The 26,479-nt window shown below is 38.4% G+C and carries 22 protein-coding genes, 3 tRNA genes and 2 pseudogenes; 18 read left to right on the plus strand and 9 right to left on the minus strand.

Annotated elements, in window-relative coordinates; all coding sequences use genetic code 11:
* The first annotated feature begins 33 nt into the window (after positions 1-33).
* The 10 genes from A8F95_RS06175 (at position 34) to A8F95_RS06225 (ending at position 6,772) form a co-directional block, all read left to right on the plus strand.
* Positions 34-104: transfer RNA gene (locus A8F95_RS06175), tRNA-Cys, on the plus strand.
* Positions 105-115: 11 nt separating this feature from the next.
* Positions 116-189, plus strand: a tRNA-Gly gene (locus A8F95_RS06180).
* A gap of 14 nt (positions 190-203) precedes the next feature.
* A tRNA-Ile gene (locus A8F95_RS06185) sits at positions 204-277 on the plus strand.
* A 507-nt stretch (positions 278-784) separates the two neighbouring features.
* Positions 785-1,750 carry a sulfite exporter TauE/SafE family protein gene (locus A8F95_RS06195; protein ID WP_425414973.1) on the plus strand — a complete coding sequence of 322 codons (966 nt, stop codon included), beginning with the start codon at positions 785-787 and terminating at the stop codon, positions 1,748-1,750.
* Between the two features lie 167 nt (positions 1,751-1,917).
* Positions 1,918-2,373 (plus strand): RrF2 family transcriptional regulator, encoded by a 456-nt coding sequence (locus A8F95_RS06200; protein WP_065409757.1) that lies wholly within the window; start codon positions 1,918-1,920, stop codon positions 2,371-2,373.
* The gene (locus A8F95_RS06205; protein ID WP_065409758.1) at positions 2,351-2,524 is read left to right on the plus strand and encodes a YezD family protein; all 174 of its coding nucleotides are present in this window, start codon (positions 2,351-2,353) and stop codon (positions 2,522-2,524) included. The genes A8F95_RS06200 and A8F95_RS06205 overlap by 23 nt, the downstream gene beginning before the upstream one ends.
* Positions 2,525-2,647: 123 nt before the next feature.
* A complete protein-coding gene (locus tag A8F95_RS06210; RefSeq protein WP_065409759.1) occupies positions 2,648-4,096 on the plus strand; it encodes an aryl-sulfate sulfotransferase in 1,449 nt (482 codons plus the stop codon).
* A gap of 33 nt (positions 4,097-4,129) precedes the next feature.
* Positions 4,130-5,140 carry an ABC transporter substrate-binding protein gene (locus tag A8F95_RS06215; protein ID WP_065409760.1) on the plus strand — a complete coding sequence of 337 codons (1,011 nt, stop codon included), beginning with the start codon at positions 4,130-4,132 and terminating at the stop codon, positions 5,138-5,140.
* Between the two features lie 9 nt (positions 5,141-5,149).
* On the plus strand, positions 5,150-5,932 hold the full coding sequence (locus A8F95_RS06220) for an ABC transporter ATP-binding protein (RefSeq protein ID WP_425414974.1): 783 nt from the start codon (positions 5,150-5,152) through the stop codon (positions 5,930-5,932).
* Between the two features lie 15 nt (positions 5,933-5,947).
* Positions 5,948-6,772, plus strand: coding sequence for an ABC transporter permease (locus tag A8F95_RS06225; RefSeq protein ID WP_077247242.1), 825 nt, complete (start codon positions 5,948-5,950; stop codon positions 6,770-6,772).
* 213 nt (positions 6,773-6,985) lie between these two features.
* Here the strand turns inward: A8F95_RS06225 and yghU are convergent, their stop codons facing one another.
* The gene (yghU, locus tag A8F95_RS06230) at positions 6,986-7,774 is read right to left on the minus strand and encodes a glutathione-dependent disulfide-bond oxidoreductase (RefSeq protein ID WP_065409761.1); all 789 of its coding nucleotides are present in this window, start codon (positions 7,772-7,774) and stop codon (positions 6,986-6,988) included.
* A gap of 150 nt (positions 7,775-7,924) precedes the next feature.
* On the opposite strand from yghU, the pseudogene A8F95_RS21610 reads away from it, so the two are divergent.
* A pseudogene (locus tag A8F95_RS21610) lies at positions 7,925-8,053 on the plus strand (N-6 DNA methylase); the annotation flags it as partial.
* A 160-nt stretch (positions 8,054-8,213) separates the two neighbouring features.
* On the plus strand, positions 8,214-8,492 hold the full coding sequence (locus A8F95_RS06235) for a hypothetical protein (RefSeq protein WP_065409762.1): 279 nt from the start codon (positions 8,214-8,216) through the stop codon (positions 8,490-8,492).
* Between the two features lie 213 nt (positions 8,493-8,705).
* Here the strand turns inward: A8F95_RS06235 and gloA are convergent, their stop codons facing one another.
* The gene (gene gloA / locus A8F95_RS06240; protein WP_065409763.1) at positions 8,706-9,086 is read right to left on the minus strand and encodes a lactoylglutathione lyase; all 381 of its coding nucleotides are present in this window, start codon (positions 9,084-9,086) and stop codon (positions 8,706-8,708) included.
* A gap of 739 nt (positions 9,087-9,825) precedes the next feature.
* Entirely contained in the window at positions 9,826-10,527 is a 702-nt protein-coding gene (gene gloB / locus A8F95_RS06245) for a hydroxyacylglutathione hydrolase (protein WP_065409764.1), read from the minus strand.
* A 671-nt stretch (positions 10,528-11,198) separates the two neighbouring features.
* On the opposite strand from gloB, the gene A8F95_RS22360 reads away from it, so the two are divergent.
* The gene (locus A8F95_RS22360) at positions 11,199-11,348 is read left to right on the plus strand and encodes a hypothetical protein (protein WP_176713636.1); all 150 of its coding nucleotides are present in this window, start codon (positions 11,199-11,201) and stop codon (positions 11,346-11,348) included.
* A 353-nt stretch (positions 11,349-11,701) separates the two neighbouring features.
* Here A8F95_RS22360 and A8F95_RS06250 read toward each other — a convergent pair whose 3' ends face one another.
* From A8F95_RS06250 to A8F95_RS06265, 4 genes and pseudogenes are all read right to left on the minus strand, one after another.
* Complete coding sequence (locus tag A8F95_RS06250; protein ID WP_065409765.1) at positions 11,702-12,550, minus strand: STAS domain-containing protein; 849 nt, start codon at positions 12,548-12,550, stop codon at positions 11,702-11,704.
* Positions 12,551-13,415: 865 nt separating this feature from the next.
* The gene (locus A8F95_RS06255) at positions 13,416-14,285 is read right to left on the minus strand and encodes an alpha/beta fold hydrolase (RefSeq protein WP_065409766.1); all 870 of its coding nucleotides are present in this window, start codon (positions 14,283-14,285) and stop codon (positions 13,416-13,418) included.
* Positions 14,286-14,319: 34 nt separating this feature from the next.
* Positions 14,320-14,985, minus strand: a complete 666-nt coding sequence (locus tag A8F95_RS06260) for a VOC family protein (protein ID WP_065409767.1) — start codon at positions 14,983-14,985, stop codon at positions 14,320-14,322.
* Positions 14,986-15,069: 84 nt separating this feature from the next.
* Positions 15,070-15,405 (minus strand): annotated as a pseudogene (locus tag A8F95_RS06265) (IS6 family transposase); the annotation flags it as partial.
* A gap of 479 nt (positions 15,406-15,884) precedes the next feature.
* Here A8F95_RS06265 and A8F95_RS06270 point away from each other — a divergent pair.
* Entirely contained in the window at positions 15,885-17,150 is a 1,266-nt protein-coding gene (locus tag A8F95_RS06270) for an MFS transporter (protein ID WP_065409768.1), read from the plus strand.
* Between the two features lie 93 nt (positions 17,151-17,243).
* Positions 17,244-18,488: a M20 metallopeptidase family protein gene (locus A8F95_RS06275; RefSeq protein WP_065409769.1), complete on the plus strand. Its 1,245-nt coding sequence runs from the start codon at positions 17,244-17,246 to the stop codon at positions 18,486-18,488.
* Positions 18,489-18,993: 505 nt separating this feature from the next.
* On the opposite strand, the gene A8F95_RS06280 is transcribed toward A8F95_RS06275, so the two are convergent.
* Positions 18,994-20,406 carry a M20 family metallopeptidase gene (locus A8F95_RS06280; RefSeq protein WP_065409770.1) on the minus strand — a complete coding sequence of 471 codons (1,413 nt, stop codon included), beginning with the start codon at positions 20,404-20,406 and terminating at the stop codon, positions 18,994-18,996.
* A 62-nt stretch (positions 20,407-20,468) separates the two neighbouring features.
* Positions 20,469-21,896 carry a YfcC family protein gene (locus tag A8F95_RS06285; protein ID WP_065409771.1) on the minus strand — a complete coding sequence of 476 codons (1,428 nt, stop codon included), beginning with the start codon at positions 21,894-21,896 and terminating at the stop codon, positions 20,469-20,471.
* 309 nt (positions 21,897-22,205) lie between these two features.
* Between A8F95_RS06285 and A8F95_RS06290 the strand changes: the two genes are divergently transcribed.
* From A8F95_RS06290 to A8F95_RS06300, 3 genes are all read left to right on the plus strand, one after another.
* On the plus strand, positions 22,206-23,069 hold the full coding sequence (locus A8F95_RS06290) for a LysR family transcriptional regulator (protein ID WP_065409772.1): 864 nt from the start codon (positions 22,206-22,208) through the stop codon (positions 23,067-23,069).
* Between the two features lie 545 nt (positions 23,070-23,614).
* The gene (locus A8F95_RS06295) at positions 23,615-25,045 is read left to right on the plus strand and encodes an MFS transporter (RefSeq protein WP_245671166.1); all 1,431 of its coding nucleotides are present in this window, start codon (positions 23,615-23,617) and stop codon (positions 25,043-25,045) included.
* Positions 25,046-25,149: 104 nt separating this feature from the next.
* Positions 25,150-26,337, plus strand: coding sequence for an amidohydrolase (locus A8F95_RS06300; RefSeq protein ID WP_065409774.1), 1,188 nt, complete (start codon positions 25,150-25,152; stop codon positions 26,335-26,337).
* Positions 26,338-26,479: the final 142 nt, after the last annotated feature.

Genomic DNA, 26,479 nt, shown 5'->3' on the forward strand with positions numbered 1-26,479 from the left:
CCCCTCGATCGCCCCATAAATTATATTACTATTGGGCTATAGCCAAGCGGTAAGGCAGAGGTCTGCAAAACCTTTATCACCGGTTCAAATCCGATTACTGCCTTCAGAAACATATGCGGGTGTAGTTTAATGGTAAAACCTCAGCCTTCCAAGCTGATGTCGTGAGTTCGATTCTCATCACCCGCTCCATTTAGTTTATAAATGGGCCTGTAGCTCAGCTGGTTAGAGCGCACGCCTGATAAGCGTGAGGTCGATGGTTCAAGTCCATTCAGGCCCACTTTGTTCCGCAGTAGCTCAGTGGTAGAGCAATCGGCTGTTAACCGATCGGTCGCNCTTAGGGAGGCACTCAAGAGGTTGAAGAGGCGCCCCTGCTAAGGCGTGTAAATGATAAAAAGGCATCTGGTTAGATGCCTTTTTTGCGTATATTAAAGAATGTTCTTGATTTACATAAAATACTATATAGGAATTCACGCAGCCTAATTAATATTTATTACCCTCACTCTATAAGTTTTTTTACTTACTTCCGCAAGACTCTATATCTTCCTCATACATGCCATTACCAGATTGCATACACTCCTGACTATTTCCATCTTTTTTTATTTCAGTTCCAGTATAATGAATTTTATTTTTGTGAGAATGGTCTGGGCGTTTTCAAATCTGTCTTTTCTCATTCTTTTAATCCATTCTTTTTTAATTCTTAGTTTACCAATGCGAATAATATTTTATATGGTGAAGTAACCATATTAGGAAATTTGAATATAACATGTAATATAGTAAAGCAACAATATCAAGAAACTTAAGCCCAATGGAGGAATTGGCATTACGTTTCTGTAGAAACAAGGGGGGTACAATGAGAAAGTTAATTATTTTTGCGTTTATTGGGTTATTTGCACAGCTAATAGACGGAGCATTGGGAATGGCATATGGGGTGACGTCATCGTCGTTGCTGCTTGCATTTGGAATTGCACCGGCAGTTGCATCAGCCTCTGTCCATTTAGCAGAAGTGGTAACAACAGCTGCATCTGGAGCTTCTCACATCAGGTTTGGGAACGTAGATAAGCAAACCGTCAAAAGACTTATCATTCCAGGGTCTATTGGGGCCTTTTTGGGAGCTGCCTTCTTAAGCAATATACCTGGAGACCTTGCGAAGCCTTACATTTCTATCTTTTTATTAGCTCTTGGTGTATATGTTCTAGTTAGATTCTTATTTATGTTTAAAATTGGGGAAGAAAAAGACAGTATTGACCTTTCAAGGAAAAAATCTATCCCTTTAGGTTTATTTGCAGGGTTTGCTGACGCAACTGGAGGAGGGGGCTGGGGACCGATTGCCACACCTGTATTGTTATCCCAAAAAGGAGTAAGTGCACGCAAAGTTGTCGGAACGGTTGATACAAGTGAATTTGCTATTGCTGTTTCTGCAACTGTTGGGTTTTTAATCTCACTGGGCTGGGAGGAAGTCAGTTGGCTGTGGGTAGGGGCTCTAATGCTAGGAGGATTAATTGCCGCGCCCATTGCAGCCTGGTTAGTACGAAAAGTTCATGCCCGATTAATGGGTGTCTTAGTAGGCGGATTTATCATTTTAGTGAATGTCAGAACCATCGTAACTACATGGATTGATCAAAGCGCCATCTATCCGTTTATCTATATTGGAATCGCTATTTTATGGTTGGGAGCGATTATCTTTACCGTAGCTAAGATAAGAAATACAAACACAAAAGCAAATGAGTCTTTGAATGAGATTGATCAGTAATACCATTTAAAAGCTCTATGGCCGTCTTCAGTCAGATACTAAAGTCGACTAAACCGCTCGACAATTAATGTTTTACGGCAAGATGTTGACTAAAAGACTCAACATTAGATGATCTTTTTTGATTAAATGTTGACTAAAGGAGTCAACATTTAAAGGGGGGCTATAAATTGAAGGTTTCGAGTAAAGGAGAATATGCGTTGCGAGCATTACTAGTTCTTGGAGAAAATCATGGAAAAGTAGTATCAATCCAAGAGATCTCAGAAAGAACGTTGGTTACTGTTAATTATTTGGAGCAAATCTTATTGAAATTAAAAAAACTGGGTTATTTAGAAAGTAAAAGAGGAACAAATGGAGGATATATTCTAAAAAGGAACACAAGTGAAATAAATATCGGTGAAGTAATACGAGTGTTAGAGGGACCGCTTTCCCCTATGGGATGCGCATCCATTACCAAATATAAAGCTTGTCAATTAGAACCGACTTGTCAACTTAAGCCACTCTGGTCACTTGTAAGAGATACGATTGCCTATGTGCTTGATCAAACGACTCTCGAAGATTTATTGGAAAATCGACTAACTTTTATAAAAGGGGATGATCTGCTTGGATTCAAAAGAACGAATTGATCAGCAGATACTTGAAAAAGTAAAGTCATTATTAGAGAGTTTAGACTATGGAACAGTTCAAATAACGGTTCATGATTCACAGGTAACACAAATTGATAAATTAGAAAAATACCGTTTACCATTACAAAAGAGCTCACGAAATACTAGGTAGAAAAAATGAAAATATGCCGATCGGACCACCGAAGGCTCCTGTTAGTTAACTGTTCATGAAAGAACAATAACTAAAGGGGGCTTTTTATTTTACAAAAAAGAAGAACAGAGGAGTGGAAAAAGTATGGGACACCCAACGATTTATCCAACAGGAGCAACTGTTTTTAATCCAGAAAAGGCAAGCAGCGGCTATACGATCTATCAGGCCGCCGGCTTAGGGACATTATTAATAGATATGAACGGAAAGGAGGTACACCTGTGGAAAGGATTGCGCGGCTTTCCTAATAAACTGCTGCCAGGAGGATACGTAATAGGCAGTACAGCAGAAAGGGATCCGAAATATGGATTTCAAGACGAAGTGGACTTAGTTCAAGTAGATTGGGAGGGAAATATTGTCTGGAAATTTAGTCGGTATGAATATATAGAAGACCCGGGTCATGATCCGCAGTGGATGGCGAGGGCCCACCATGATTACCAACGTCAAGGAAGTCCTGTAGGCTATTATTCCCCTGGTCAAGAACCCAAAATAACTGATGGCACTACATTAATTTTAGCCCATAAGAATGTTCATAAGCCTGAGATCTCTGACAAGTTATTATTAGATGATGTCATTATTGAGGTAGATTGGGAAGGGAACATTCTTTGGGAATGGGCGGTCAGTGATCATTTTGATGAGCTTGGTTTTGATAAAAGCGCTAAAAATGTTCTTTTCAGAGATCCTAATACACGTTTCTTTGGAAATGCTGCTGGAGACTGGATGCATATCAATTCCATGTCTTTAGTAGGCCCAAATAAGTTTTACGAGCAAGGTGATGAGCGATTCCATCCTGATAATATTATCTGGGATGCAAGAGAAACGAATATTATTGCGATTATTGATAAAAAGACTGGAAAAATAGTTTGGAAGCTGGGTCCAGATTATTCGACCGCGGATGTGAAACATTTAGGGTGGATTATCGGTCAGCACCACGCCCACATTATTCCAAAGGGTTTGCCTGGGGAAGGGAACTTGCTTGTATTTGATAATGGCGGCTGGGCTGGTTATGGACTTCCGAATCCAAGTTCTCCAAATGGACTAAAGAACGCGTTAAGAGATCATTCGAGAATACTAGAAATCAACCCTGTTACGCTTGAAATTGAATGGCAATACACTCCTACAGAAGCAGGTTTCCAGGCACCGCTTGATTCTTACCGTTTTTACAGCCCGTATATTAGTTCAGCACAACGACTGCCTAATGGGAACACCTTGATTACAGAGGGGGCAGATGGAAGGATCTTTGAGGTAACTCGTGAGCATGAGCTGGTTTGGGAGTATATCTCTCCTTATAAAAACAAAAGAAATTCGAACATGGTATATCGTGCTTATCGTGTTCCGTATGAATGGGTGCCACAGTTAGAAAAGCCAGAAGAAAAAGAAATTTTTCCTTTAAATATTGCAGAGTTTAGGGTGCCGAATGCCGCCCATTCAGGAACAGATTCGGTTGTGATTGTTGCTGGAACGACTGCTTCTGAAGACGGAGCATTTTGTGTAGCGACCATTGATGAATTGAAAAAAGAAAAAAATAAGGAATAAAGAATTTGCAGATTAAAACAGGGGGAAACGACTATGAAAAAAATAGGATTATTGATAACTACACTTTCCATCAGTTTTATTCTTTTTTTAACAGGGTGCTCCACTCATACAAATAACAGTGTTAACAGCTCAGAAGGCAACATTATAGTAAGATTGGCAATTGATACAGCAGCTGGAGGCTCTTTTCAATTCCGTATGGCCGAACAGCAAGGATATTTTGATTCAAATGGTGTGGCCGCAGAACTATCGAATTTTGCTTATGGAATTGATACGGTTAACGCCATCTTAACAGAGCAGGCAGATACAGGTCTTGCCGCTGATTATGCTCTATTAAACTCTTTGGGAAAAGGAGATATGGTGGTCATCTCAACTCTGACAAGGGGCCATGAAAAATCTTTAAAAGAAAATCAGCTTCTTGTTCGGGGCGATATCAAGAGTCCCGCAGATTTAAAAGGAAAGAAGTTAGGTGTACCTAAAGGAACAGTAACAGAGTATGTTTGGGCAAAATATTTAGAGGCGTATCAAATCAGTGAAAAAGACATTACCTATGTGCCGTATAGTACACCCGATGAAGCCATTGTCGGGGTGAAAAAAGGCGATATTGACGCAGTGTGGAGTGCAGGAGCATTATTAGATAAATTCAAAAGCATAGAAGGCGTTACACAATTGGATGATTTACGAAGTGCTGGTGTTACGATAGACAGCTACCTTCTAGCAAAGCGATCTTTTGTTGAGGAACATCCAGAAGCAGTGGAGGCAATTTTAAAGGCTCTTTCTCAAGGAATCGATTATGTAAACCATCATCATAAAGAAACGGCAAAAATTGCTTTTCAACAATTAAAAGTACCAGAAAAAGATGCTTTAAAGGACATTGAAAGACAGAACTATGTACTAGGTTTCACTGCAGAGGATTTAAAACATCTGGAGGATATGAAAACGTGGCTTGAAGAAAAAGGTATATTAAAAGATTCATATGAACTAAAAGACAAACTATATCTGGATCCGCTTGAAAATACCTTTTCACAGTTAGTAACAGTTGAATAATAAGGAGGGATAACAGTGAGGACAGTAAAGAAACCGGTGACGGAATCTGCACCAATTATTTCAATATCAGGATTGACAAAGTCATTTGCTAACACCGATTACTATGTCTTGGAAAATGTGAATTTATCGATTCAACGTGGTGAGTTTTTTATCCTTCTTGGTCCGAGTGGCTGCGGCAAGTCGACCTTATTGAACATTGTATCCGGCTTTATTGAAAAATCTGCCGGAGAGATGTCAGTGGACGAGGAAGAGGTTCATAAACCTGGGAGGAATAGAGGGGTTGTTTTTCAACAAGCAGATGCGGCTCTTTTTCCGTGGCTTACCGTAAAAGAAAATGTTGAATTTGGATTGAAAATGAAGAAAGTGCCAAAAAACACCCGTGAACAAGCATCTGCTCACTATATCAATGTAGTGGGGCTGCAAGGGCATGAAGGAAAATTTCCAAGAGAGCTTTCTGGGGGGATGAAGCAGCGGGTTCAGTTAGCCCGTGTGTTAGCCAATGATCCCGACATTTTATTAATGGATGAACCCTTCGGTGCTCTGGATGCTATGACCAGAAGAACGATGCAAACTGAGTTGGTCCGAATTTGGAAGGAAACGAATAAAACGGTTATTTTTGTGACACATGATATCCAAGAAGCGTTGTTGCTTGGTCAAAAGGTAGGTGTCATGTCTGTAGGCCCATCATCAAACATTGAAACCATTTATGACATATCTTTACCTTATCCAAGAAGCTTTTCCGACAAAGAATTTAGTCTCTTATATCATAAGGTTCAATCACATTTTGATTAAAGAGGAGGGGAACAAATGGGGGGAGTAAGAAATAAAGTAATCGATCGGAAAGAGGCTTTTCAAAAAAGCAAACAGCCAACCGGTTTTCTTAAAAAACTAATACACAGTGGAGTCGTTGCCTGGCTTCTCGTGTTTTTGATATGGAGTATCGCTTCGAGTGTCTCTGATCCACAGTTTTTACCGAGTCCATTAGCGGTTTGGAAAGGGGCAATTGATCTTAGTCAAGATGGGTCACTTTCCCTTTACATTTCGGTTAGTTTCTTAAGGGTGATTTCTGGCTGGATATTAGGTAATCTAGCAGCGATCCCAATTGGTTTACTAATTGGAAGAATTTCATTACTAAGAGCATTATTTGATCCGGTTATCAATTTTGTTCGCTTTATCCCTCCACTGGCATTTATCACGTTATTTATGCTGTGGTTCGGTATTGGGGAGCAATCTAAAATTTTTTTAATCATGTATGCCACCTTTTTTATCGTTACCATTAACACGATTACAGGTGTGCAGGCACTTGAAGAAGATAAACTTCGATCTGCCAGAAGTATGGGGGCTTCCGAGTGGCAAATAATGCTCCATGTCATTATTCCGGGATCTCTTCCGTATATTTTTACAGGAGCTAGATTAGCAATGGGATCATCCTTTATGGCCATCATTGGGGCTGAGATGGTGGCTGCAAATGAGGGAATCGGATACATGATTTGGAATTCTAGATTATATTTTAAAACGGATTGGATCTTTGTTGGTCTTGTTATTCTTGGACTAATGGGGTTCACGATGGATAGAGTATTCAATTTGTTCGGTAAAGCGGCATTAAAAAGGTATAACGTTGTGGTTAAATAGTAAAGGGTTAAAGACTCTTTCTACTATTTTTCGCGTATATCTTAGATGTTGCGATATACACTCTGGACATGTGGAGTGCTGTTCACTACTCGTTAGGAAAGATAAATAAGGGATGTAACAGTGAGTAAGAGCCTTTTCTAAATGGAAAGGCTCTTTAATAATACTGCGAAGGTGATTAAAGGAGAAAAACATCAATACATTGTTTTTTTGAAACTACTCCCCAAGCGATTGATACTCTGCTACAAGACCTTTTTGAACGCCTGGTCGTTTCGCAATGCGATGAGCCCATTCCAAGAGATAAGTATATTCATCCATGTTTAAAAATTCATAAGAGCCTTCATACAATTTTCCTAAAGCTAAACGCCCGTACCAAGACCATATCGTAATATCTGCAATAGTATAGGTATCCCCAGCGATATAAGAATGCTGAGCTAATATTTTATCCAGTAAGTCTAATTGACGTTTCGTTTCCATAGTAAAACGATCAATTGGATATTTCATAGGCTCTGGCGCATAAGCAAAAAAGTGACCAAACCCTCCACCAACATAAGGACCTGACCCAATTTGCCAGAATAGCCAATTAAGGGTTTTTGTCCGTCCATGAATATCTGTCGGGATCAGTTTATTAAATTTCTCAGCCAAGTAAAGCAGAATCGACCCTGATTCAAAAATTTCCACACGTGGACTTTGACTTTGATCGACTAGGGCTGGGATCTTAGAATTAGGATTGATCTTGACAAAATCTGAACCAAATTGATCGCCGGCTCCAATGTTGATTTTATACAAATTATAGTCTGCACCATCGACACCCAACTCTTTTAATTCTTCCAGCATAATCGTCACTTTAATACCGTTCGGCGTTCCCAGTGAATAGAGTTGAAACGGTGCCTCTCCGACTGGTAGTTTTTGTTCGAAACGTTCACCGGCTGTCGGACGATTACCGCCTCTATTCGAATTCTCTTCTTCCCACTGCCACACGTTTGGTAATTCCCATTTTGTCATCTCAACACTCCTAATATCTATTTATTAACTCCATCATACTCACGGTATAAAAGTATTCCTAATATTTAGCTTATCATCTATTTATAATATGATCCATCGTTATTAATCTCAAACTAAACTTTTCTCTGAGATGTAGGTGGCAGTGTAGCAAGGGAGAAAGACGTATTAGGGCGTGTGTATGAGTATCTTCTCGGTAAATTTGCGGAAAATGAAGGCAAAGGCGGAGGGGAGTTTTATACGCTAAAAAGCGTCGTAACCTTAATGGTAGAAATGATTCAGCTAGGTTAGATTTTTATCAGGCACAGAAAAGAAAAGAAAAGAACCACTTAAAAGACTATCTTGTGGTTTGACTAAATGATTTTCAATTATAGTTGGTGGTGTAGGTATAACACCAATTCAGGTTGCTGATATTGCAATTTTGGTTCCTCTGCAGTTATTAATGATTAGTATAATTGGGGCTTTATCAGGAAGAACTGCTACTAAAGAAACTGCATTTGAATACTTAACTGCAGCAGGGATAGATTTGGGTGTGGGATATGGTTCACGGCAGTTTTTCCGACAAATTGTTAAAATCATTCCTGTTGGAGGATTAGCAATTTCTGGCGCTATTGCATCAACCGGTACATGGGCGATTGGAAAATCAGCAGAAGCATATTTCTTTAATAATGAATTTAAATCACTACATTTATTTAAAAAGGCTATGTTTGATAAAGAATAAGGATATCTTTCTCTAACGAAGTATTTTTTTAATGAGTGTGATCTCACCAGCACCCTTATGTTGCCGCATACACGCTGGACATATTGAAACAGTCACTCGCCTAACGAGAAATGACACGACATTACAATAAAAGCCTAACCCTCGTTTCTCTATTTTGTAATTAGAGGGTCGAGGGTTAAATCTTTTTATAATCATTTTTGTATTTAGAACGTTTTATTTCTTACGCTTTACTTCGATTCTATAGCCGTCAGGGTCAGTAACAAAGAAGTAAGAAGGTGTTCCACCTGAAAGTCCTCTCAATTCACCTGTTTCATAAGAAGAAGCTTTACAAATTTTATGCATTTCTTCTAAATCATTTACTGTTACGCCTAAATGACTGAAACCATCTCCTATAACATATGGATCTGCATCATAATTGTAAGTAAGTTCTATTTGTACTGAAGAACCTGGTGAATTCAGATAGATTAAATCAAATTTATCTTCAGGGAATTCTCTGCGACTGGCTACTTCAAAATCAAAAAGCTCAGTATAAAAATCTAAAGTAGCATCAATGTCTCTAACACGTAAACAAATTTCAACGAGCACTTGGTCCATTATATCATCCTCCGTAATTTTATTGATTTTATCTTATCATAGATACTATATAAGTACATTTGATTCGATTCAATAAAGTTAATTGTTATTTAAAATGGTTGTTACTGATTTAAAACAGTATCTTAATTCCGACATACATTATAAGTATCTATCGCATTATTAGAAAATGATACGATGTTAGGAGCAGTTCATTCATGTAAAATGTGTTGCGCGGCTTGTTTTAAGATTATAACTAAAATTTAATCCTTTTCACTATTAAAACAAACATTTTACTTTCCGCTCGACAATTAAAATAAAGATTATGCACAAATGTTGATAGAACAGCCTTTCAGGGCTGTTCTATCAACATTTGTGAAAAAAGTGTAAGTGAAAAACTTTATTTTAAACCGCAAAAAACTTTGAAAAAAGCGGGAAAAAACGTGTGTTTTTGAAGAAAAAAGAGCAAAAAGCGGGAGAAAAGGAAAGGGTATATTTTAAGTGTACAAAAGTTAAAAAATGAGGCAAGAAAGCTTAAACTTTTTGCCTCTATGCCATATTAGGAGTCACAAACCGATAATGAATTATTGGTGTGCCGTCTGCTTTTACTTCGATTCGATTTCTTCCGGAAAGGTGCTGTCACTTTTTCGATACCTTGCTTTTTTATAATTCTTGTCTTTTCAATTTTCGCTATTTATCATTCGGCAAAAAGCAACCCAGTAATTGTTCGGAACTCCTTTTCTACACTCCGACTTGAAATTCTTTAGAAGTCATCACGGGCGTTGCGCAATTCGATAAATTCCTTCAATGTTTCCACTTGCAGAAAGAGGTTAAATTCCTTCTCCCTGCCGATCGTTGTCGGAAGTGTTGGCTGTCCTTTTGCACGCAATTCCCGGACTTCTTCCAATGCTTTGGAAATTTTTTTATTATTCGGCTGCATGTCGTATGCAAAACGTAAATTAATTTCGGTATACTCGTGACCGGGATAAATATTTATATCATCATCTAAGCGCTTAAATTTCCGCAAGGTTTCATATTGAGCTTCGTAATCGCCGGTAAAAACCCGACCGCATCCTGCTGAAAACAAGGCATCCCCGCAAAAGAGAGCATCTCCCATTAAAAAACTAATATGGCCATGCGTATGACCTCCCGTTTCGAAGACTTGAAAAGTTTGGCCTAACAAGTTAAAGGAGGTCCCTTCCTCTACAATACGATTCGCAAAGGCCTCCGTTTCTTTCGGACCATAAACCTGACTTTCCGGATGCCTCGCTACAATCTCTTGTACCCCGCCGGTATGATCTTCATGCTTATGCGTTAAAAGAATGGCCGCCAAACGAAGTTGCTTTTCTTCGAGGTAATCAAGGACACCTTTTGCTTCTCCTGGATCAACGACAACTGCCTCTGTTTCTTCTTGAATGCACCATATGTAATTATCAGAAAAGGCTTTGATTGGATGTATAATCACCTTACGATTCCTCCTCTTTTTATATATCTGATTTGCGGCTTGGAGATTAGTTTTTCTCCCTTCCGCTGACAAGTTTTGGTTTACCTCACTATCATAACATGGAGATTATTAATATACATGGAGGGGATCAATCTTCTCTGTCTGTAATTCAATCCTTAATCCTGTCAACCTCTTTTAATGAACTATCGGTATTTTGGATTTTTTGTATTATAAAAAAATGCATAGAAAAATCTAAATCCATTAATGAAAAAGTGTTAACGAAGTTATTATTATGGTCGTCCAACCATTGGTGTTGAATTTCTGTATTACTTCAGAAGTGATAATTTCGGTATTAAAGAATTGTTATTGGACATTTTACTGTTAGAGTGATGATGATAGAGTTAATCATATGGTCTATCAAGAGTTGGGTTTTAAAAAGATGAATAGCCAAAAAGAACTTTCTGCCACTTATACAGGAATTAGAGAAAGCTGTTATGATTGTTTTATTATTAAAATTAAAGATGACAAATGCCATGCAATTGTAAATAAGGATAATAAAATATAATGTTTTAAACGCACTACTATGGGAAAACAAAAAATATCATCGAGACTCCACCCTCTCGATACTAAAAGCTGTTCAAGTACACTTGGACGGCTTTTTTATTCTAAATTATAAGAAAGCGAGGGAAGTTATGATCAAAATAGGAGATCGAGTGCAGTATAACGAGGAGACGTACAGAGTCGTGTATATCTACGATACAGGAGTGATGGAAATTCAAAAGGAGAATTCATTTGGCTTAGTGTTGGCAACAGAATCGCAAATCAAAATGGTATCTTTTTAAAAGAGGGAAAGGAGAGCATAGGTTTTTTACTATCACTTATGGTGACAGTCAGGAAACCTAACAAAACGGTAATAACGTGAGAAGTAGTTGGATGTCCCTTGCGCGTTCCTTTATTTAAAGGTAATGTTCCCAGCATGTCACGGGAAGCGCAAGGGAGATATGGCAGGCTTTTTGCATCCCTATGGTTTTATCAGGGTTTGCCTGACCCGCACCTTCAGCGGAGGCAGAAACCTATTATACTCTTTCTCTATTTCAAAACACCAAAAAGGTTGAATACCTTTTTGGTTATATGTTAATGTTCCTGAATTATTCCAGCGCTGGGAATAAATCATACAAAGAATCTTGATCACAAATTAATTATGGAATAGATGTACATCCATCAATGCCTGTTGAAGATTTGCTCTAATTATTAGTTTACTGAAATCTAAGCCAAGACTTAATACGGTTTGTGCAATTTCAGGGCGAATTCCTGTTACAATAGTTTGTACACCAAGCAGCTTTAACGCATCCATTACTTTAAAAATTTGATCTGCGACCATTGTGTCAATCATTGCTACACCAGACAAATCAAGCACCAAATACGATAAGCGTAACCTTATAGCTTCTTTTAATGTTTCCTCCATCAATAGTCTAGCTCTTTCTGTATCTATGCTCCCAATCAAAGGCAAAACAGCAATACCTTTTGCTAAGGGAACGACTGGGACTGATAATTCTAGAAATTCTGTTTTTGCATTTTCAAGGGTTTTTTTATAGAAATGGACATAAGTCAAACTAAAGCAATAAACAGCATGGTCAAGTAGAGGATCAATAACTCTGGCAGCTGCAAACACTGTTTTAGCTGACATGTTATGTTTTATCACTTCTGCTTCTAAGGCTTCATTTATAAAAGCTCGATATAAGGCTGTATCTTCAAGTGCCTCATCTAGTGACACTCCTAAACTATACGTGAATTCCCCTGTTTCTTTACTCCACTTTTCTATATCATTATATGCATTTTCTTTTTCTACACCTTTTATAAGGGCTTCTCCAAAACGAGATATAAAATCGGCTCTAATATTTATTACTTCTTTTTCTTCCAGCTGAGCGATGATCTGTTTTTGTTTATCCGTAGCTTTAGATAATCTAATTTCATGAATCCTCTTTGCGATAGCATACTTTTTTTCTAATATTGCTTCCCCAAGAATCTTTAATTCTTTCTCCATTAATTTTTCTCCTCCGAAAGAACGTATTTATTTCTAGTACCTTTAAAAACATATCACAAGATAGTACTATGCGGCACAATCTTTACTCCACCTATATTCAGATAATTATCAATACACATTATAAACGTAAAAACAGCTTTACAAAAAAAGATACTCAGGGCTTCTGTATACTTTAATCCATTGTATAACTAACTTGCCCTTTCAGTAGAAGAAACCTTTTATGAACCTTTTGAGAATGGTATACAATAGAAAGAATTTCATATGCATTTCCGATTCACATAACATCACAATTATTTAGAGATTCGCCGCTTGTAGAAAAGTGGTATTATTGGTAAACTTGCCTTTCACAGTCTTTTTACTGTGAGAAGGAGTGTCACTATGGTAAGTGAGAGCGAGCGTCTAATCTTCGCAAGAGAATTAAATCATTTACTTAGTGAATTAAATAGATGTAAAGATGCTCAGTTAAGAGCCCTCATCTGCGAACATATTTCCTTATTACGTTTGGTATTAATCGGTAAGTCTGATTAATGCTTTTTTTATTTAATGAAGTATCACATTTTCTAGATCATTCTATTGCATATTTTGCGTCTACTATTCATCATTCTTGATCCCGAAGGCTTAACAGACCAACTATAAGGCCTTTCAGTTTGTAAGTAATAATGTGTATCAGACAAAGTTCAGCATTTAATGCTTCTTTAGCTAACTTTAATAGGAGGAGTAATTTGAAAAAATTTAGTAAGCAGCTTTGGTACAAAGATTTCTGTACCCACATGCCCGTCGTTTTCTGTTCTGACTCTACACTTACATACTTCTAGACGTCCATCTCCTCATAGTCCTCAGGGTGTTCTATGTTACATAGGGAAGATTATGTAATAAACGCCAAAATCTCTTCATTAACAACTTGTGCCTTTTCAATTGAAAGTGCATGACTTGCATTAGAAACAAGCTTTGTTCTCATGTGGGGTAGGATACTATGTACTTTCTCTAGTGCCTTATAAGGATTGTAGATAACTTCTTTATCTCCTACGATAAATAGTCCGGGTACAGCCAGTCGTGAAAGTTCTTTTTCTGTAAACACGGAAGGGATGAGAATTTTATGTTTCCACTGGAAATGAAGAAGTCCCTGGTAAAAATGTTCAAAAAGGTTATCGTGTACAAAATTCCCATTAGCCACAAGCCATTTGGCAAAGAAATTGTTAATAAAACTCTTAGATTTTATAACATTAATAGCTATTAATCTAATACCAAATTGCTTACTAAAAGGAATAAAAGATGCAGCTGGTGCCAATAGTACAATTTTTTCTACACGCTCGGGTGCATACAAGGCAAAATTAAGGGTGTGCCACCCGCCATTAGAGTGCCCGATAAAAGTAGCCTTACTGATCTCGAGGCAGTCTAGAAATTCGCAAAGCCAGAGAGCGTAATCGTCTTTTTCTCTAATTGATTTATATATAACACTCTTATTGAATTCTCCTATTACATCCAATGCATAAACTCTATGATCTTTACTTAGTAACTTTACATTTGGGTACCACATCGGAGCGCCGAAACCAAATCCATGAAGGAGAATTAGGGGTTTCCCTGTCTCCGGTCCAGCTGTAACAAAATGAGTCCGTCCGTATTCAGTCTCAATAAAGTTAGATTCAAAAGGTACATCCCATAAGGACATGGAATTATCATAAGCCTTATAAAAAGAAGTTTCTCCTTCTAATGTTTTAAAAGCCTCTGACTCCATTATATCACCTCTTTAATTAAGTAGTTTTTCATCATTAGAACGATCTAAAAAGATAACCTTCGTGTATAAGGTCAGCATTCTTGCCTGTTTCAATTTTAATTTTTATAGGATGAAAATCGGCAACAATATCTGACATAAACCAAGTTCGCCCTTTAGAAACAGCAATAATGAGCCCTTCTTCATCTCCGATCGTTGAGAAACTCTCATGAGGAGGTCTCCATGCGGATAATCCAAAAGAAGATTGTAAAGCATCGACCGTATCTAAAACGTCTGTTACAGGAAGCCCGATTTCACTTATGTTTATGATGCTCTTATATGAAAACTTTTCTTGTGATTCGTTCACCAGATTGTGACGGGCTATGAATTCTAAAATGTTTCCAGAGGGGTCTCTAAAATAAAGAGAATGAGCATTCCAACTTTCAAAGTGAATGATAGGATGACCTTTATAGGTAATAAGTTCAACTTTTGAAGATAACCATTCTGCTGCTTCTTCTAGTTTGTTGTTAGGTATGTTAAACGCATAATGATATTGATGACTATTGTTATGGTGGTCACCCGTAAATGTTAGTATAGTTTCTCCGGCAGTCACAGAGAATTGTTCTTTGGTTTCTTTTGCTAGTGGTAGCTCCAATAATTCAGTATAGAATGCTTTCATTTCTTCAAGTTTAGAAGTTCGTAATTCTAAGTTTCGAATTTTCATAAAACAAACCTCCTTAATAGTTCTTTAATTTGATTATATTATAAATGAAGCCAAGGCTTTTTTGAAAAAGCACTTGGCTGATTAGGCATTTCTATTTTTTCTAAGATAAACGTCAATGGTGTTTCCTTCGGAATCTACTGCACAATACAGATACATCTATTCCCCTTTTATCTTGATACAGGTCTTATCAACCGTCCTTGAGTCATTCGTTTGCCTGAGATGGCGACGGATTTTCTTATCCAACTCAGGACCATATTGATATACCCAACGCATAATCGTTGTGTGAACAATGAATAAGCCACGTTCCTCCATCATCTCCACTATGTCAGGCAGGCTTAAGTTGTACCGTAAGTACCATCTTACTGTTAAAAAACTAATGTCGGGCTGATAATGTTTCCACTTAAATAAAACGAATTGCATCGGTCTGTTCGCTTTAATAACAAAGCTAGATAATAAAAAAGGGGGGTGAAAATTTTTACCCATTTGGTAAAAAAATATCCCTCTTTTTTTTGTATACCCTTCTTGAAGAAAGGGAGGGTAAAGGTAATGTGAAGTTGGCATGGAATTTGCTTATAAGTAAAAAAGGTTCACAAACATGGATAAATAACTTTTTGAAAGCGATTTCTATAAGCAATTGATTTCTCTTTGTTTCATCTAGCTGTGGGAAAGCCTTTTTCAAAAGTTTAGAAAGCACTATTATCTATAAATCATTTTTTGAAGTTTCTTTAGTTTATTTGGAATGAAGGGGGTGTTTGTTTGACGACTCATGAGATTTATGAAATACAGGCCGAGCTGAAAACTTATTAAAAGTATAAATTACATGAATTATTAGTTTGGGTTAAAGGCTTTAATGATTTCTATGCAAGAAAAACTTAAAAGAAAATGGGGGATAAAGTGATATGGAGAAAAAGGGTGGTATTTTTTACGGATGGTGGATATTGCTGTCGGGTTTCCTAATTATGACGTTCTTATATGCACCTATTGCAAACCTAGTCTCACTCTTCACGAAGCCTGTTACAGAAGAGCTTGGCTTTGGCAGAGCAGAATTTACGATGTACTACACCGTCATGGCAACAACCGCTATGATTATAGCACCAATCGCTGGAAGATTAATGAAAAAGTTGGATGTAAGAGTATACATGACGATCTTTACCCTCCTAGGAGCAGGGGCTTACATAGGGTTTTCTTTTGCAACTGAACTCATTCACTTTCTGTTATTTGCAGTGCCAATGGGGATGGCTCTAGCAGGAGCTGGGTTGATACCTGTCTCCGTTCTAATCACCAACTGGTTTAATGCCAAACGCGGATTGAGCTTAGGAATTGCTTTATCCGGAACTGGCTTCGGGAGCATGATTCTAAGTCCTTTAGTTACTTGGATCATCACAGCTCATGGATGGAGAACGGCTTATCTTGTAATCGGGATTTTAATATTGGCGGTCATCGTTCCATTGATTATGTTTGTTATAAAATTAAGCCCGGCTGATAAAGGTCTATTGCCGCTAGGTGAAGAAGAAGCTTTGGATAAGGCTGTACAGAAAGAATTAGCGGGAGTCACCCAAAAGGAAGCATTCAAATCCGTCTCGTTTTGGACACTTTGCGCAGGGATTCTCGTAGGGGGAATCGTTGTCAACAGTATGATTATTAACTTGGTCCCTTATTTAACGGATATCGGCACTCCAGCCCAGCAGGCTGCCCTGCTGTTATCACTAGCCTCCGCTATGGTTATCGTGGCGAAGCTTTTAGTCGGAAGATTGTATGACAAGCTAGGGCTAATCAAAACGTTAACGTTTATCGTGGCATCAGATATTATCTGCTTTCTGTTTTTAATGAAAGGAAATTTATTAATTCCGGGCATCCTTTTTACCGTATTTTCAGCACTAGGCTCAACAGCTGTTACGGTCACACCGGCCTATCTTACAGCCGCGCTTTTTGGCGAGAAAGAGTACAGTTCGAAATACGGAACAATCTCTTTATTTACTTCATTAGGGGCGGCCTTGGCTCCAATAGTAGCGGGATTAATTTACAATATTAATCATTCCTATGGGCTGTTGATCAAGATGTTAATTGTGCTTGCGGTTGTGGAGTTTGTATTATTTTTCATCGCTATCAGATCAAAACCACAATTTAATGCGAACTCAGACATCGCAGAAAAAAATGCTATGTAGCTTTAGTGTTCTAAAGAAGACAAAAATATTTTAAAACCATTCTATCTTGCCTTTCAGTTAGGAATTTCAAAAGAGAGAGGACGAATCAATATCATGACTAAGACTTTTATCAATAGGGTTGATTTTTTTAAGGAAGCAAAGAAATACGAGGAACAAATCATTCAAGATCGCCGGTATTTACATCAGCATCCGGAGCTGGGATTCGACCTTCCAAACACGCAAAAGTATATTCGCCAGCGATTAGATGAAATGGGAATCGAAAATAAGCCATGCGGCATCGTGCCGGAAGAAATCACGAAAAAATATGAAAAAGCCGGCTTTGGTGTTCATGAACATTGTACAGGTGTAGTAGCGACCATTGGAAAAGGCGAGCCGTGTATTCTCCTTCGTGCCGATATGGATGCACTGCCGCTTGAAGAAGAATATGAATCCGAATATAAATCGAAAAGTCCAGGTAAGATGCATGCATGCGGTCACGATTCACATGTTGCTATGCTATTAGGTGCTGCCCAAATGTTAAAGGATCATGAAGATCAACTGCAGGGAACCGTTAAATTAATGTTTCAGCCGGGTGAAGAGTGGGGCTATGGCTCAAAGTTAATGATCGACGATGGATTACTGCAAAATCCTAAAGTAGACGCAGCATTTGGCATTCACATTATGCCTGACCAAGAAGCTGGTACGCTGTCTGTCCACAAAGGGACACTCACTCAAGCGATGGATACGTATATTATTGAGATTCAAGGCAATGGCGGTCATAGCTCCCAGCCGCATAAAACAATTGATGCGAATATGATTATGAATCAGTTATATACAAGCTTAAACCTGCTTTATACTCGTGAAGTAGATCCGCGGGCGAACGTGACCTTCTCTATCGGGGCCATGAGCGGTGGGACGGTGACGAATATCATTCCGGATAAAGCTGTTTTACAAGGAAATATGCGCAGCTTTGACCAAGAAGCAAGAGATCATATGTGCAAGCGGATTCCAGAAATGATTGATCACGTTGTGAAAGCATGGCGCGGAGAATATAACATGGTGGATTTCCATACACCCACGACCCATAACGATGCAGACTTTATTGACGAAATTATACCTGCATTAGAAGCTGTGATGGGGAAAGAAAATATTAGCGATCTGGGGGCATTAGGCGGGTCGGAAGATTTCTCCCATATTTCTCAAGCAGTTCCTTCAGCCTTTGTTGTTTTAGGCACTGGCAAAGAGGGGGAGCCGCCTGTCCACAATCCCCGCATGCATCAAAATGAGAATATGTTCAAGTACGGTGCGGCTTTACATGCCAATGTGGCGATGGAATGGTTAAAAGCCCAACATAAATAACTGGATGCAACAGTCAACTAAAAGTCATTTGAGTAAAAAAACAGTCGCCGCTATCGGTGGGACAGCGGCCTTTTAAGCAATAGATTTAAAAATAAGGCCACTAACTAAGACGTCTTTCTTTAAAGGAAGGCGTTTTTAGTATGGCAAAGGTTTTTTCAGTTAGCCGGGTATTTGTGATTTTACAAAGCTTTCTACTGTTGATACATTTTTTTAGTGATAAAAGAAAGTCGTTTCTCAAGTGCGAATGCACCTCCAATGGCAATGCCACGCTGTGCTTTTGACTAAACCAAAAGCACAGCGTGGCATTTAAAAACTTAATACGGAGCCTCTATGGGATTCAGCTATGTAACCAATTGGCTTCGCCAACCTAGGCGATCATGCAGGATGCCCCATACAAAGCATGGTAGTTCCAGGATGTATCTAGTATGTGATGTTTCTACTTAAATAGCGGTTAATACAGAGTTTTCCAGAATGGTGGCGTTTAATGTTGTAATTAAAAACCTATTTATATTGTTTGAAGATTATACTTTTTAACTTCCGGTGGAATTGGTGATATATACTCTTCACCATCTCGCTGCTCAATCAATTCCATCTTTGCTTTTTCAAGAATATCAGGGTTATGAAGGACTTCAATGGCTGTGGCTGCCATGACTTTACCAGCATGAAGCATACCTTTATGAGCAATAGAGGTTTTTCCAGTTGAAACCACCTGCCAAGTATGAAGCGGAGTACCTACTGGTTCACACGCTACTAAACATTGTACAGTAGGTACTATCCAGCTGACATCGCCGACATCGGTTGTCCCTGCCATTACCCCATTAGATGGGATAAATGGATCGATGACATCCGCTAAATCTTTTCCTGCTAGTTCTTTATTGATCTGTATATCTGCTCGTTTATCTGCCTCAGGCAGAGTAGCTCTAATCGCTTGCGCAAATTGTAGTTCCTTTTCATCATATTGAGGAACACCTAGAGCAACAAAGTTATCATGCATTACTTTTTCCAATGTATTGTTTGGCAAAATATTAGAGGCAGCGGAAGCAAAGTCTATTTCTACTTGTGTTCCGGTCATGAGAGCTGCGCCTCTTGCAATATCGCAAACACGTTGATAGATTTCTTCTGTTTGTGATACACGAGGTGCACGAATAAAATATAGCACGTCTGCCTTTTCTTGTACGACATTTGGCGAGAATCCGCCTGAGTTGGTTATGGCGTAATGAATCCTCGCTTCATGGATAATATGTTCACGTAAATAGTTAACGCCTACATTCATAAGTTCAACGGCATCGAGCGCACTTCTTCCAAGGTGTGGGCTGTCAGCGGCATGAGCGCTTTTTCCGCTAAATCTAAACGAAACTTCATAGCAGGCAAGAGACCCCATAGACCATACGGCATTTCGGGACCATGGATGCCAGCATACAGAATAGTCTACATCATTAAATAATCCTTCTCTGACCATAAAGGTTTTTCCGCTGCCAATTTCTTCTCCAGGACATCCGTAGTAACGAACCGTTCCTTCTAGGTTGTTTTCTTTTAAATAAGAACGGATGGCAATAGCGGCTGCTAATGCACCTGTTCCTAGTAAGTTATGTCCACAGCCATGACCATTGCCGCCTGCTTTGACGGGATTATAGTTCGTTTCTCCACCAACTTGGCTTAAACCAGACAAGGCATCAAATTCACCTAAAACAGCAATAATTGGTTTTCCTGTCCCGAAACTGCCGATAAAGGCTGTTTCGATATTTCCTACACCTTTTTCAACATTAAACCCTTCTTCTTCTAAAGTTTTGCATAATAGCTCTGCGGATTGAAACTCTTCAAAGCCTGTTTCAGCGTAATCCCAAATTTGGTCACTCACAGAGATCAATTTTTGTCTTTTTTCCTCAATAGTTTTTGATAAAATATCACGATAATTCAATTTATTCACCTCTTCAGAAATGTAAAGAGGGGACACCCCCTCGGCTTAAATCTTGCTTTCTATTAAAATGGACCATAATTAATTGCTTGAGCAATGACTAAGAAGATCAAAACAACTGCAACCTGGATAAGAACATATGGCAGCACCCATTTCACCCATTGTGCATAGGGAATGCCCATCATTCCTAGAGCCGCAAGCAACAGGCCCCCCGTTGGAATAATTAAATTGGAAACGCCGCCGCCCATGACAGTAGCAAACGCAGTTGTTTGTCTTGTTACACCGACTAGATCAGCCAACGGCGCCATAATAGGCATAACCAAGGAGGCATGTCCGCTTCCGGAAGGAACAAGGAAATGGATGAAAAAATTGACAACCGCTATCCCTATGGCAGTAATGCTAGGAGGAAGACCGTCTAGCAAACCAGAAGCAGAATATAAAATGGTATCTAATAAGCCGCCGGCTGTGAGAACTACAAGAATGGTATTGGCGACGCCGATAATCATGGCGCCTGGTATCATTTCAGAACATCCTTTTAGAAAGGCATCTGTCATTTCATTTCCTGAAAGTTTCCCGATGAGTCCCATAATAATGGCCCCTAGTAAGAAAACGCCTACAATTTCACTGATATACCATCCAAGACTAATAACCCCATAGATAAGAGCAACAAAGCATCCTAAAAAGACGAAAAGTGAAATCGCGTGTTTTTTATTCAACTTATAGTCGTTATCAAACTGAATACTGTCATTTGGATTAAACTTCCCATATACAGCAAGTTCGGGGTTTTTTTCAATTTTGTTAACGTGCCGCATGATATAGACTACTGACAAAATATAAAACACAACATAAATTGCAATCCGTAAGCCAATTCCAGAGTACATAGGAAGCTCAGCAACTGTTTGAGCAACACCAATCGTAAAAGGATTCGTAATTCCTGCGGTAAATCCAGCACCTAGCATCCCCAGAAAAACAATCGCTAGACCTGTTAATGCATCAAAACCTAATGCAATTGTCATCGGTACAATGATGGCAATATAAACCAATGAATCTTCAGCCGATCCAATAAGAGTCCCAAGTAATGAAAAAATAAGGACCATAACCGGAATAATCAGTTTTTTCTTCGCACCAAATTTTTGAACAGTAAATCTTATTAACGCATCAATAGCTCCGGTAGCTTGCATCATCCCAAGAGCACCGCCAAATAGTAAAACAAACAAGATAATGGGAGCAGCGTTTACCATCCCCTGGTGAAAAGCATTAAACATGTCCAGCAACCCTACAGGTGTGTTTTTTACAAATTCAAATTTTGCAGGGTCAATCATGGTTCTGCCATTTTCCTCATATCGCTCGTATTTACCGGCAGGGACCACGTACGTCAATAGAGTGAGAACAGCAATGATGAAAAACATGAGAACATAGGCACTTAAACCTCCTTTTTTCTTGTTATTTGTTGCAGAGCTTTCTACTTTCTTTAATTGTTTAGCAGTATTCAAATTTAATCCTCCTTAATGATTTCTACTAAAAGCAAGTTCTTTTGAATATAAATTGACTTCTTAAATATTCTAATTTCAATCATATTTTGTTTGTAATTTAGCAAATATTTAAACTTGTCAACGCTTTCATTTTATCTTCATTCCTAGCCGCTGATATTCCATAATGGAATAATGAGTATTACAATTTTAAATGCTCTAAGTTATAATTCTATTCAAATAATTTGATGAGTCCTTCATAAGCAAGTTTTAAATGATTATTTCACTAGATAGATAGCTTCAACGATAAATAAAAAGGAAAGGCTGTTTTTAATGGAAATTAGACACCTTCAGACATTTCAAATCGTAGTAGAAGAGCAAAATCTAATACAAGCAGCGATGCGTCTTAATTACTCACAACCTACTGTGACAAAACACCTGCAGCATTTAGAGGAAGAGATTGGATTGCCTCTTTTTGAAAAAGTAGACAATCGTAAAAAGTTAACCAAAACGGGTGAAATTCTTTATGAGCATGCAAAAAATATTTTAAATGAACTGTATACGCTGCAAAAGAAAGTTAAGGAAAATAAGGGGGAAAAACAAATTATCCGCGTTTGTGGATTAGACGATTATTGTGACCGATTTTTCCTGCCACAAATCGTACACTTTCAAAAAAAGAATAAAAATGTTTTATTAGAGGTGTATTCCGTCAATAGCAGTGATGATACATTGAAAAAGGTCATCCATAACGAAGCGGATTTTGGCATTATTAGCGGCAGGCCTTTGCCCTCTGATATTTCTTACCACTGTATTGATTATGATGATTTAGTGCTATTTGCTTCAAGTGAGTTGGCTAATGATCCTTCTAAAAAAGAAGAATATCTAACAAAATTTCCAGTTCTATTGGATCATAGAGCCCCCTTTATAAAATTTGAAGTATTAAAAAAGGGAGCCCAGTTTCCAAATGCTATACACTGTGATAGTGATGAAGGGATTAAGAGTGCCGTTCTTAACCAGCCCTATCTCGGAATTATTGCGACAGGCAGAATTAAAAAAGAGATCGCATCAGAGACTGTCACTATTTTGGAAACATACTCATCAAACGTTCCGATTAAACTCATTGCGCTTACGAAAAACCTAAGTAATCCGATTTTTCAAGATTTTTATTCTTTGGTAAGTAAGGCATCTGGTTCATGATACGAGAATAGGATGGTAAAACTTATAAATAGAAGCCTGATAATAGCAAAAATATTTTATGGTATAAAACGATCGAAGGAAAAAGGTCATTTTATTTGTACATGGCGAGTAACATTATTTATTTTTTGAAATTCGAAAAACTTTCATACAAAGAGGCTTAGTAAAGGTAAAGTAAAATGGGTCTGAATTTGCTCTCTGTATACAGAGGTGGCATAATTCAGACCTATTTTATTTTCGTAAAAAAGTAACCGCCGTTTTTTACCTCAACCTCCTAAATGTTAAAAATTTCACTTTTTAAAGCATCAAACTACATCATTAATGACTCATTTTATAGGGGGCTATTTTTATAATGATGGTGTAGAAAGAAAAGGATGCCTTTCACAATAGTTGGCTCAAAAGGATACGACTGCTTATCGCAGAAGTGATGGGCTATATTACCACGTTAAAAAGATATGCTCTGTAAAAAATAATTGTAAGAATTCATTAATGAAAGCTTAGGGAAGGTTAGGTAGTGTCCCTTTTTAGAGCATAACATCAGGAGGGAAATCATGGAGACGGGTTATAAAGGTACAAATAAAATGATCATAGGTATTGTTTTTGGAGTTATTACGTTTTGGCTCTTTGCTCAAGCAATGGTCAATGTGGTTCCGGCTGTACAGTCAGATTTAGGCATTTCCCTAGGAACGTTAAATATAGCGATTAGTTTAACGGCCTTATTCTCAGGAATGTTTATTGTTGCGGCTGGAGGGTTAGCAGATAAAATAGGGCGTAAAAGGATTGCCAATATTGGTTTTATTTTAAGCGTAGTCGGCTCACTTTTCCTCGTTTTAGCTCAAGGGTCTGCCTTGTTAATTATTGGGCGTGTTATTCAAGGACTGTCAGCAGCGTGTATTATGCCCTCAACTATTGCTTTAATGAAAGCTTATTTCGAAGGGAAGGAACGCCAGCGTGCTCTTAGTTTCTGGTCTATCGGTTCATGGGGAGGGTCAGGTATTGCATCTTTTGCCGGTGGTGCAATCGCAACATATATGGGATGGAGATGGATTTTCATTTTTTCTATCATCTTTGCTCTTCTTGGTATGTTCTTACTGAAGGATACGCCAGAAAGTAAACAAGAATCTACAGGTGCTTTTAAATTTGATTACATCGGATTAGTCATTTTTATTATCACCATGCTAGCTTTGAATATTTTCATTACTTACGGGGCAGATTTAGGGTGGACAAGCCCGCTTACTATTGGCGTCATTATTATTGCTATCATTGGGTTAATCGGTTTCATCAAAGTAGAAAAAAGTAAAGATATCGTGCTGATTGACTTCGCTGTCTTTAAAAATAAGCCTTATACTGGCGCGACTCTTTCTAACTTCTTGCTAAATGCAATAGCTGGTACTCTCGTTGTAGCAAATACGTATGTACAAGTTGGCCGTGGATTTAATTCATTCCAATCTGGGATGCTATCCCTTGGATATTTAGTGGCAGTACTAGCGATGATTCGAGTTGGTGAGAAGATTTTACAAAGGGTTGGTGCAAAACTGCCAATGGTGTGGGGTGCCGTTATTACAACTATTGGTGTAGCGGTTATGGGATTCACTTTTTTGCCTGGTCTAATTTACACTGTTGTAGTATTCATAGGATTTGCTTTGTTCGGTCTTGGCCTTGGGATTTATGCAACTCCATCAACAGATACTTCTGTATCGAATGCTCCTGCTGATAAAGTTGGTGAAGCAGCTGGAGTTTACAAAATGGCTAGTTCCCTTGGCAGTGCATTTGGTGTCGCGATTTCTGCCACTGTTTACGGTGCCATTGCAGCAAATGGAAGTCTTGAAACAGCAGCTACAGTAGGAATTGGCGTAAACGTTATATTTGGTGTGCTATCCATTCTTTCTATTATATTTATGGTTCCAAAAGATGCCGGCAAAACATCAGATGATCCATCGATAAGAAGACGCTTTCCGATTCCAACCGAAAGTCACTAACTGAAAGGCATAAAAGAAGCGATAAGAGTCAAAGTTTTACCAACTAATTTGGGCATAGAATGGAGGATCATTTTCTATGCTCCATAAAGAAGGAGAGAAAAATAATGAGAAGTGAATTAATGACGATGTTAGAATCACGTAAAGATGAAATAATAGAAATTCGTCGTTATTTACATGAAAATCCCGAGTTATCATTTGAAGAGAAAAAAACAGCTCAATTTATAACCGATTTTTATAAAGGAAAAGATGTGGAAATACAAACGAATGTTGGGAACGGTTATGGCATTATCGTAACCATCAAAGGTGGGAAACCGGGGAAAACAATCGGTCTTCGTGCTGATTTTGATGCACTTCCTATTACGGAGGAAGCGAACGTGCCGTTTAAGTCGAAGAATGAAGGGGTTATGCATGCGTGTGCTCATGATGGACATACCGCCTACATGTTAGTTTTAGCAGATTGTCTAATTCAATTAAAAGACTCGATTGCAGGAACAATCAAGGTCATTCACCAACATGCAGAAGAGGTTCCGCCAGGTGGAGCAAAAAGCATTGTGGAGTCAGGCTTAATCGACGACTTAGATGCCATCTATGGCATTCATTTGTTACCTATGGGACCTGCAGGAACAGTAGGCTATCATGCTGGCTATTCATTCAACGGAAGAGCATATATGAAGCTGAAAATTCAAGGAAGAGGTGGACATGGTTCTTCCCCTCATCTAGCGAATGATGCCATTGTTGCTGGTTCTTTCTTTGTTACGGCTGCTCAAACGATTGTTAGCCGCCGATTAAGTCCTTTCGAAGTGGGCGTTATTTCAATCGGATCATTTGATGGTAAAGGTACATTTAACGTTATTAAAGACAGCGTAGAGCTCGAAGGGGATATCCGTTATATGACCATGGAAACAAAAGAAAAGATCGAGAAAGAGATAAAACGGATTGTAAGAGGAATTGAAGAAGAATTTGGTGTAACCTGCGAGCTTACGTACACTCCAGATTATCCGCCTTTATATAATAACCCTGAGCTTACCGCAAAGGTTGCAGAAAGTTTAAGAAGCATGAATGATAAAGAGATTAAAGAAGTGAAGGAGTTCCCGGCATTACCGCCATCTGAAGACTTTGCTTATTATGCTGAAAAATTTCCCGCTTGCTTCTTTTATATTGCCTGTTCACCAAAAGGGGTAGAAAAACCTTATTTTAACCATCATCCTAAATTTGATATTGATGAAGATGCACTTCTTGTAGCTGCAAAGGCTGTTGGACAAGTGGTTTGCAGCTACTTTGAAGTAGAGTGAAGAAAACTTCAAAAAATCTTTTTCAGCAGTCAAATTGGTTGGGTGGAGGAGTTTTTAGCTATTAAGCTTAAGCAGTTCAAAAAGCGTAAGAAGCCTCTGCTCAACGTCCCGCCTTTTTTGTAGTATTCATTTAAAAAAATAC

Origin of the sequence: Pseudobacillus wudalianchiensis (genome assembly GCF_001685015.1) — a bacterium.
In the GTDB taxonomy this organism is placed as follows: domain Bacteria; phylum Bacillota; class Bacilli; order Bacillales; family Domibacillaceae; genus Pseudobacillus; species Pseudobacillus wudalianchiensis.

Bases quoted from the DNA above. Each gene is read 5' to 3' on its own strand.
- A8F95_RS06235 (WP_065409762.1), top strand. From the start codon at position 8,214: ATGATTAGTATAATTGGGGCTTTATCAGGAAGAACTGCTACTAAAGAA.
- A8F95_RS06300 (WP_065409774.1), top strand. From the start codon at position 25,150: ATGAGAAGTGAATTAATGACGATGTTAGAATCACGTAAAGATGAAATA.
- A8F95_RS06215 (WP_065409760.1), top strand. From the start codon at position 4,130: ATGAAAAAAATAGGATTATTGATAACTACACTTTCCATCAGTTTTATT.
- A8F95_RS06250 (WP_065409765.1), bottom strand. From the start codon at position 12,550: ATGGAGAAAGAATTAAAGATTCTTGGGGAAGCAATATTAGAAAAAAAG.
- A8F95_RS22360 (WP_176713636.1), top strand. From the start codon at position 11,199: ATGATCAAAATAGGAGATCGAGTGCAGTATAACGAGGAGACGTACAGA.
- A8F95_RS06255 (WP_065409766.1), bottom strand. From the start codon at position 14,285: ATGGAGTCAGAGGCTTTTAAAACATTAGAAGGAGAAACTTCTTTTTAT.
- A8F95_RS06290 (WP_065409772.1), top strand. From the start codon at position 22,206: ATGGAAATTAGACACCTTCAGACATTTCAAATCGTAGTAGAAGAGCAA.
- A8F95_RS06210 (WP_065409759.1), top strand. From the start codon at position 2,648: ATGGGACACCCAACGATTTATCCAACAGGAGCAACTGTTTTTAATCCA.
- gloA (WP_065409763.1), bottom strand. From the start codon at position 9,086: ATGGACCAAGTGCTCGTTGAAATTTGTTTACGTGTTAGAGACATTGAT.
- A8F95_RS06260 (WP_065409767.1), bottom strand. From the start codon at position 14,985: ATGAAAATTCGAAACTTAGAATTACGAACTTCTAAACTTGAAGAAATG.
- A8F95_RS06270 (WP_065409768.1), top strand. From the start codon at position 15,885: ATGGAGAAAAAGGGTGGTATTTTTTACGGATGGTGGATATTGCTGTCG.
- yghU (WP_065409761.1), bottom strand. From the start codon at position 7,774: ATGACAAAATGGGAATTACCAAACGTGTGGCAGTGGGAAGAAGAGAAT.
- A8F95_RS06275 (WP_065409769.1), top strand. From the start codon at position 17,244: ATGACTAAGACTTTTATCAATAGGGTTGATTTTTTTAAGGAAGCAAAG.
- A8F95_RS06225 (WP_077247242.1), top strand. From the start codon at position 5,948: ATGGGGGGAGTAAGAAATAAAGTAATCGATCGGAAAGAGGCTTTTCAA.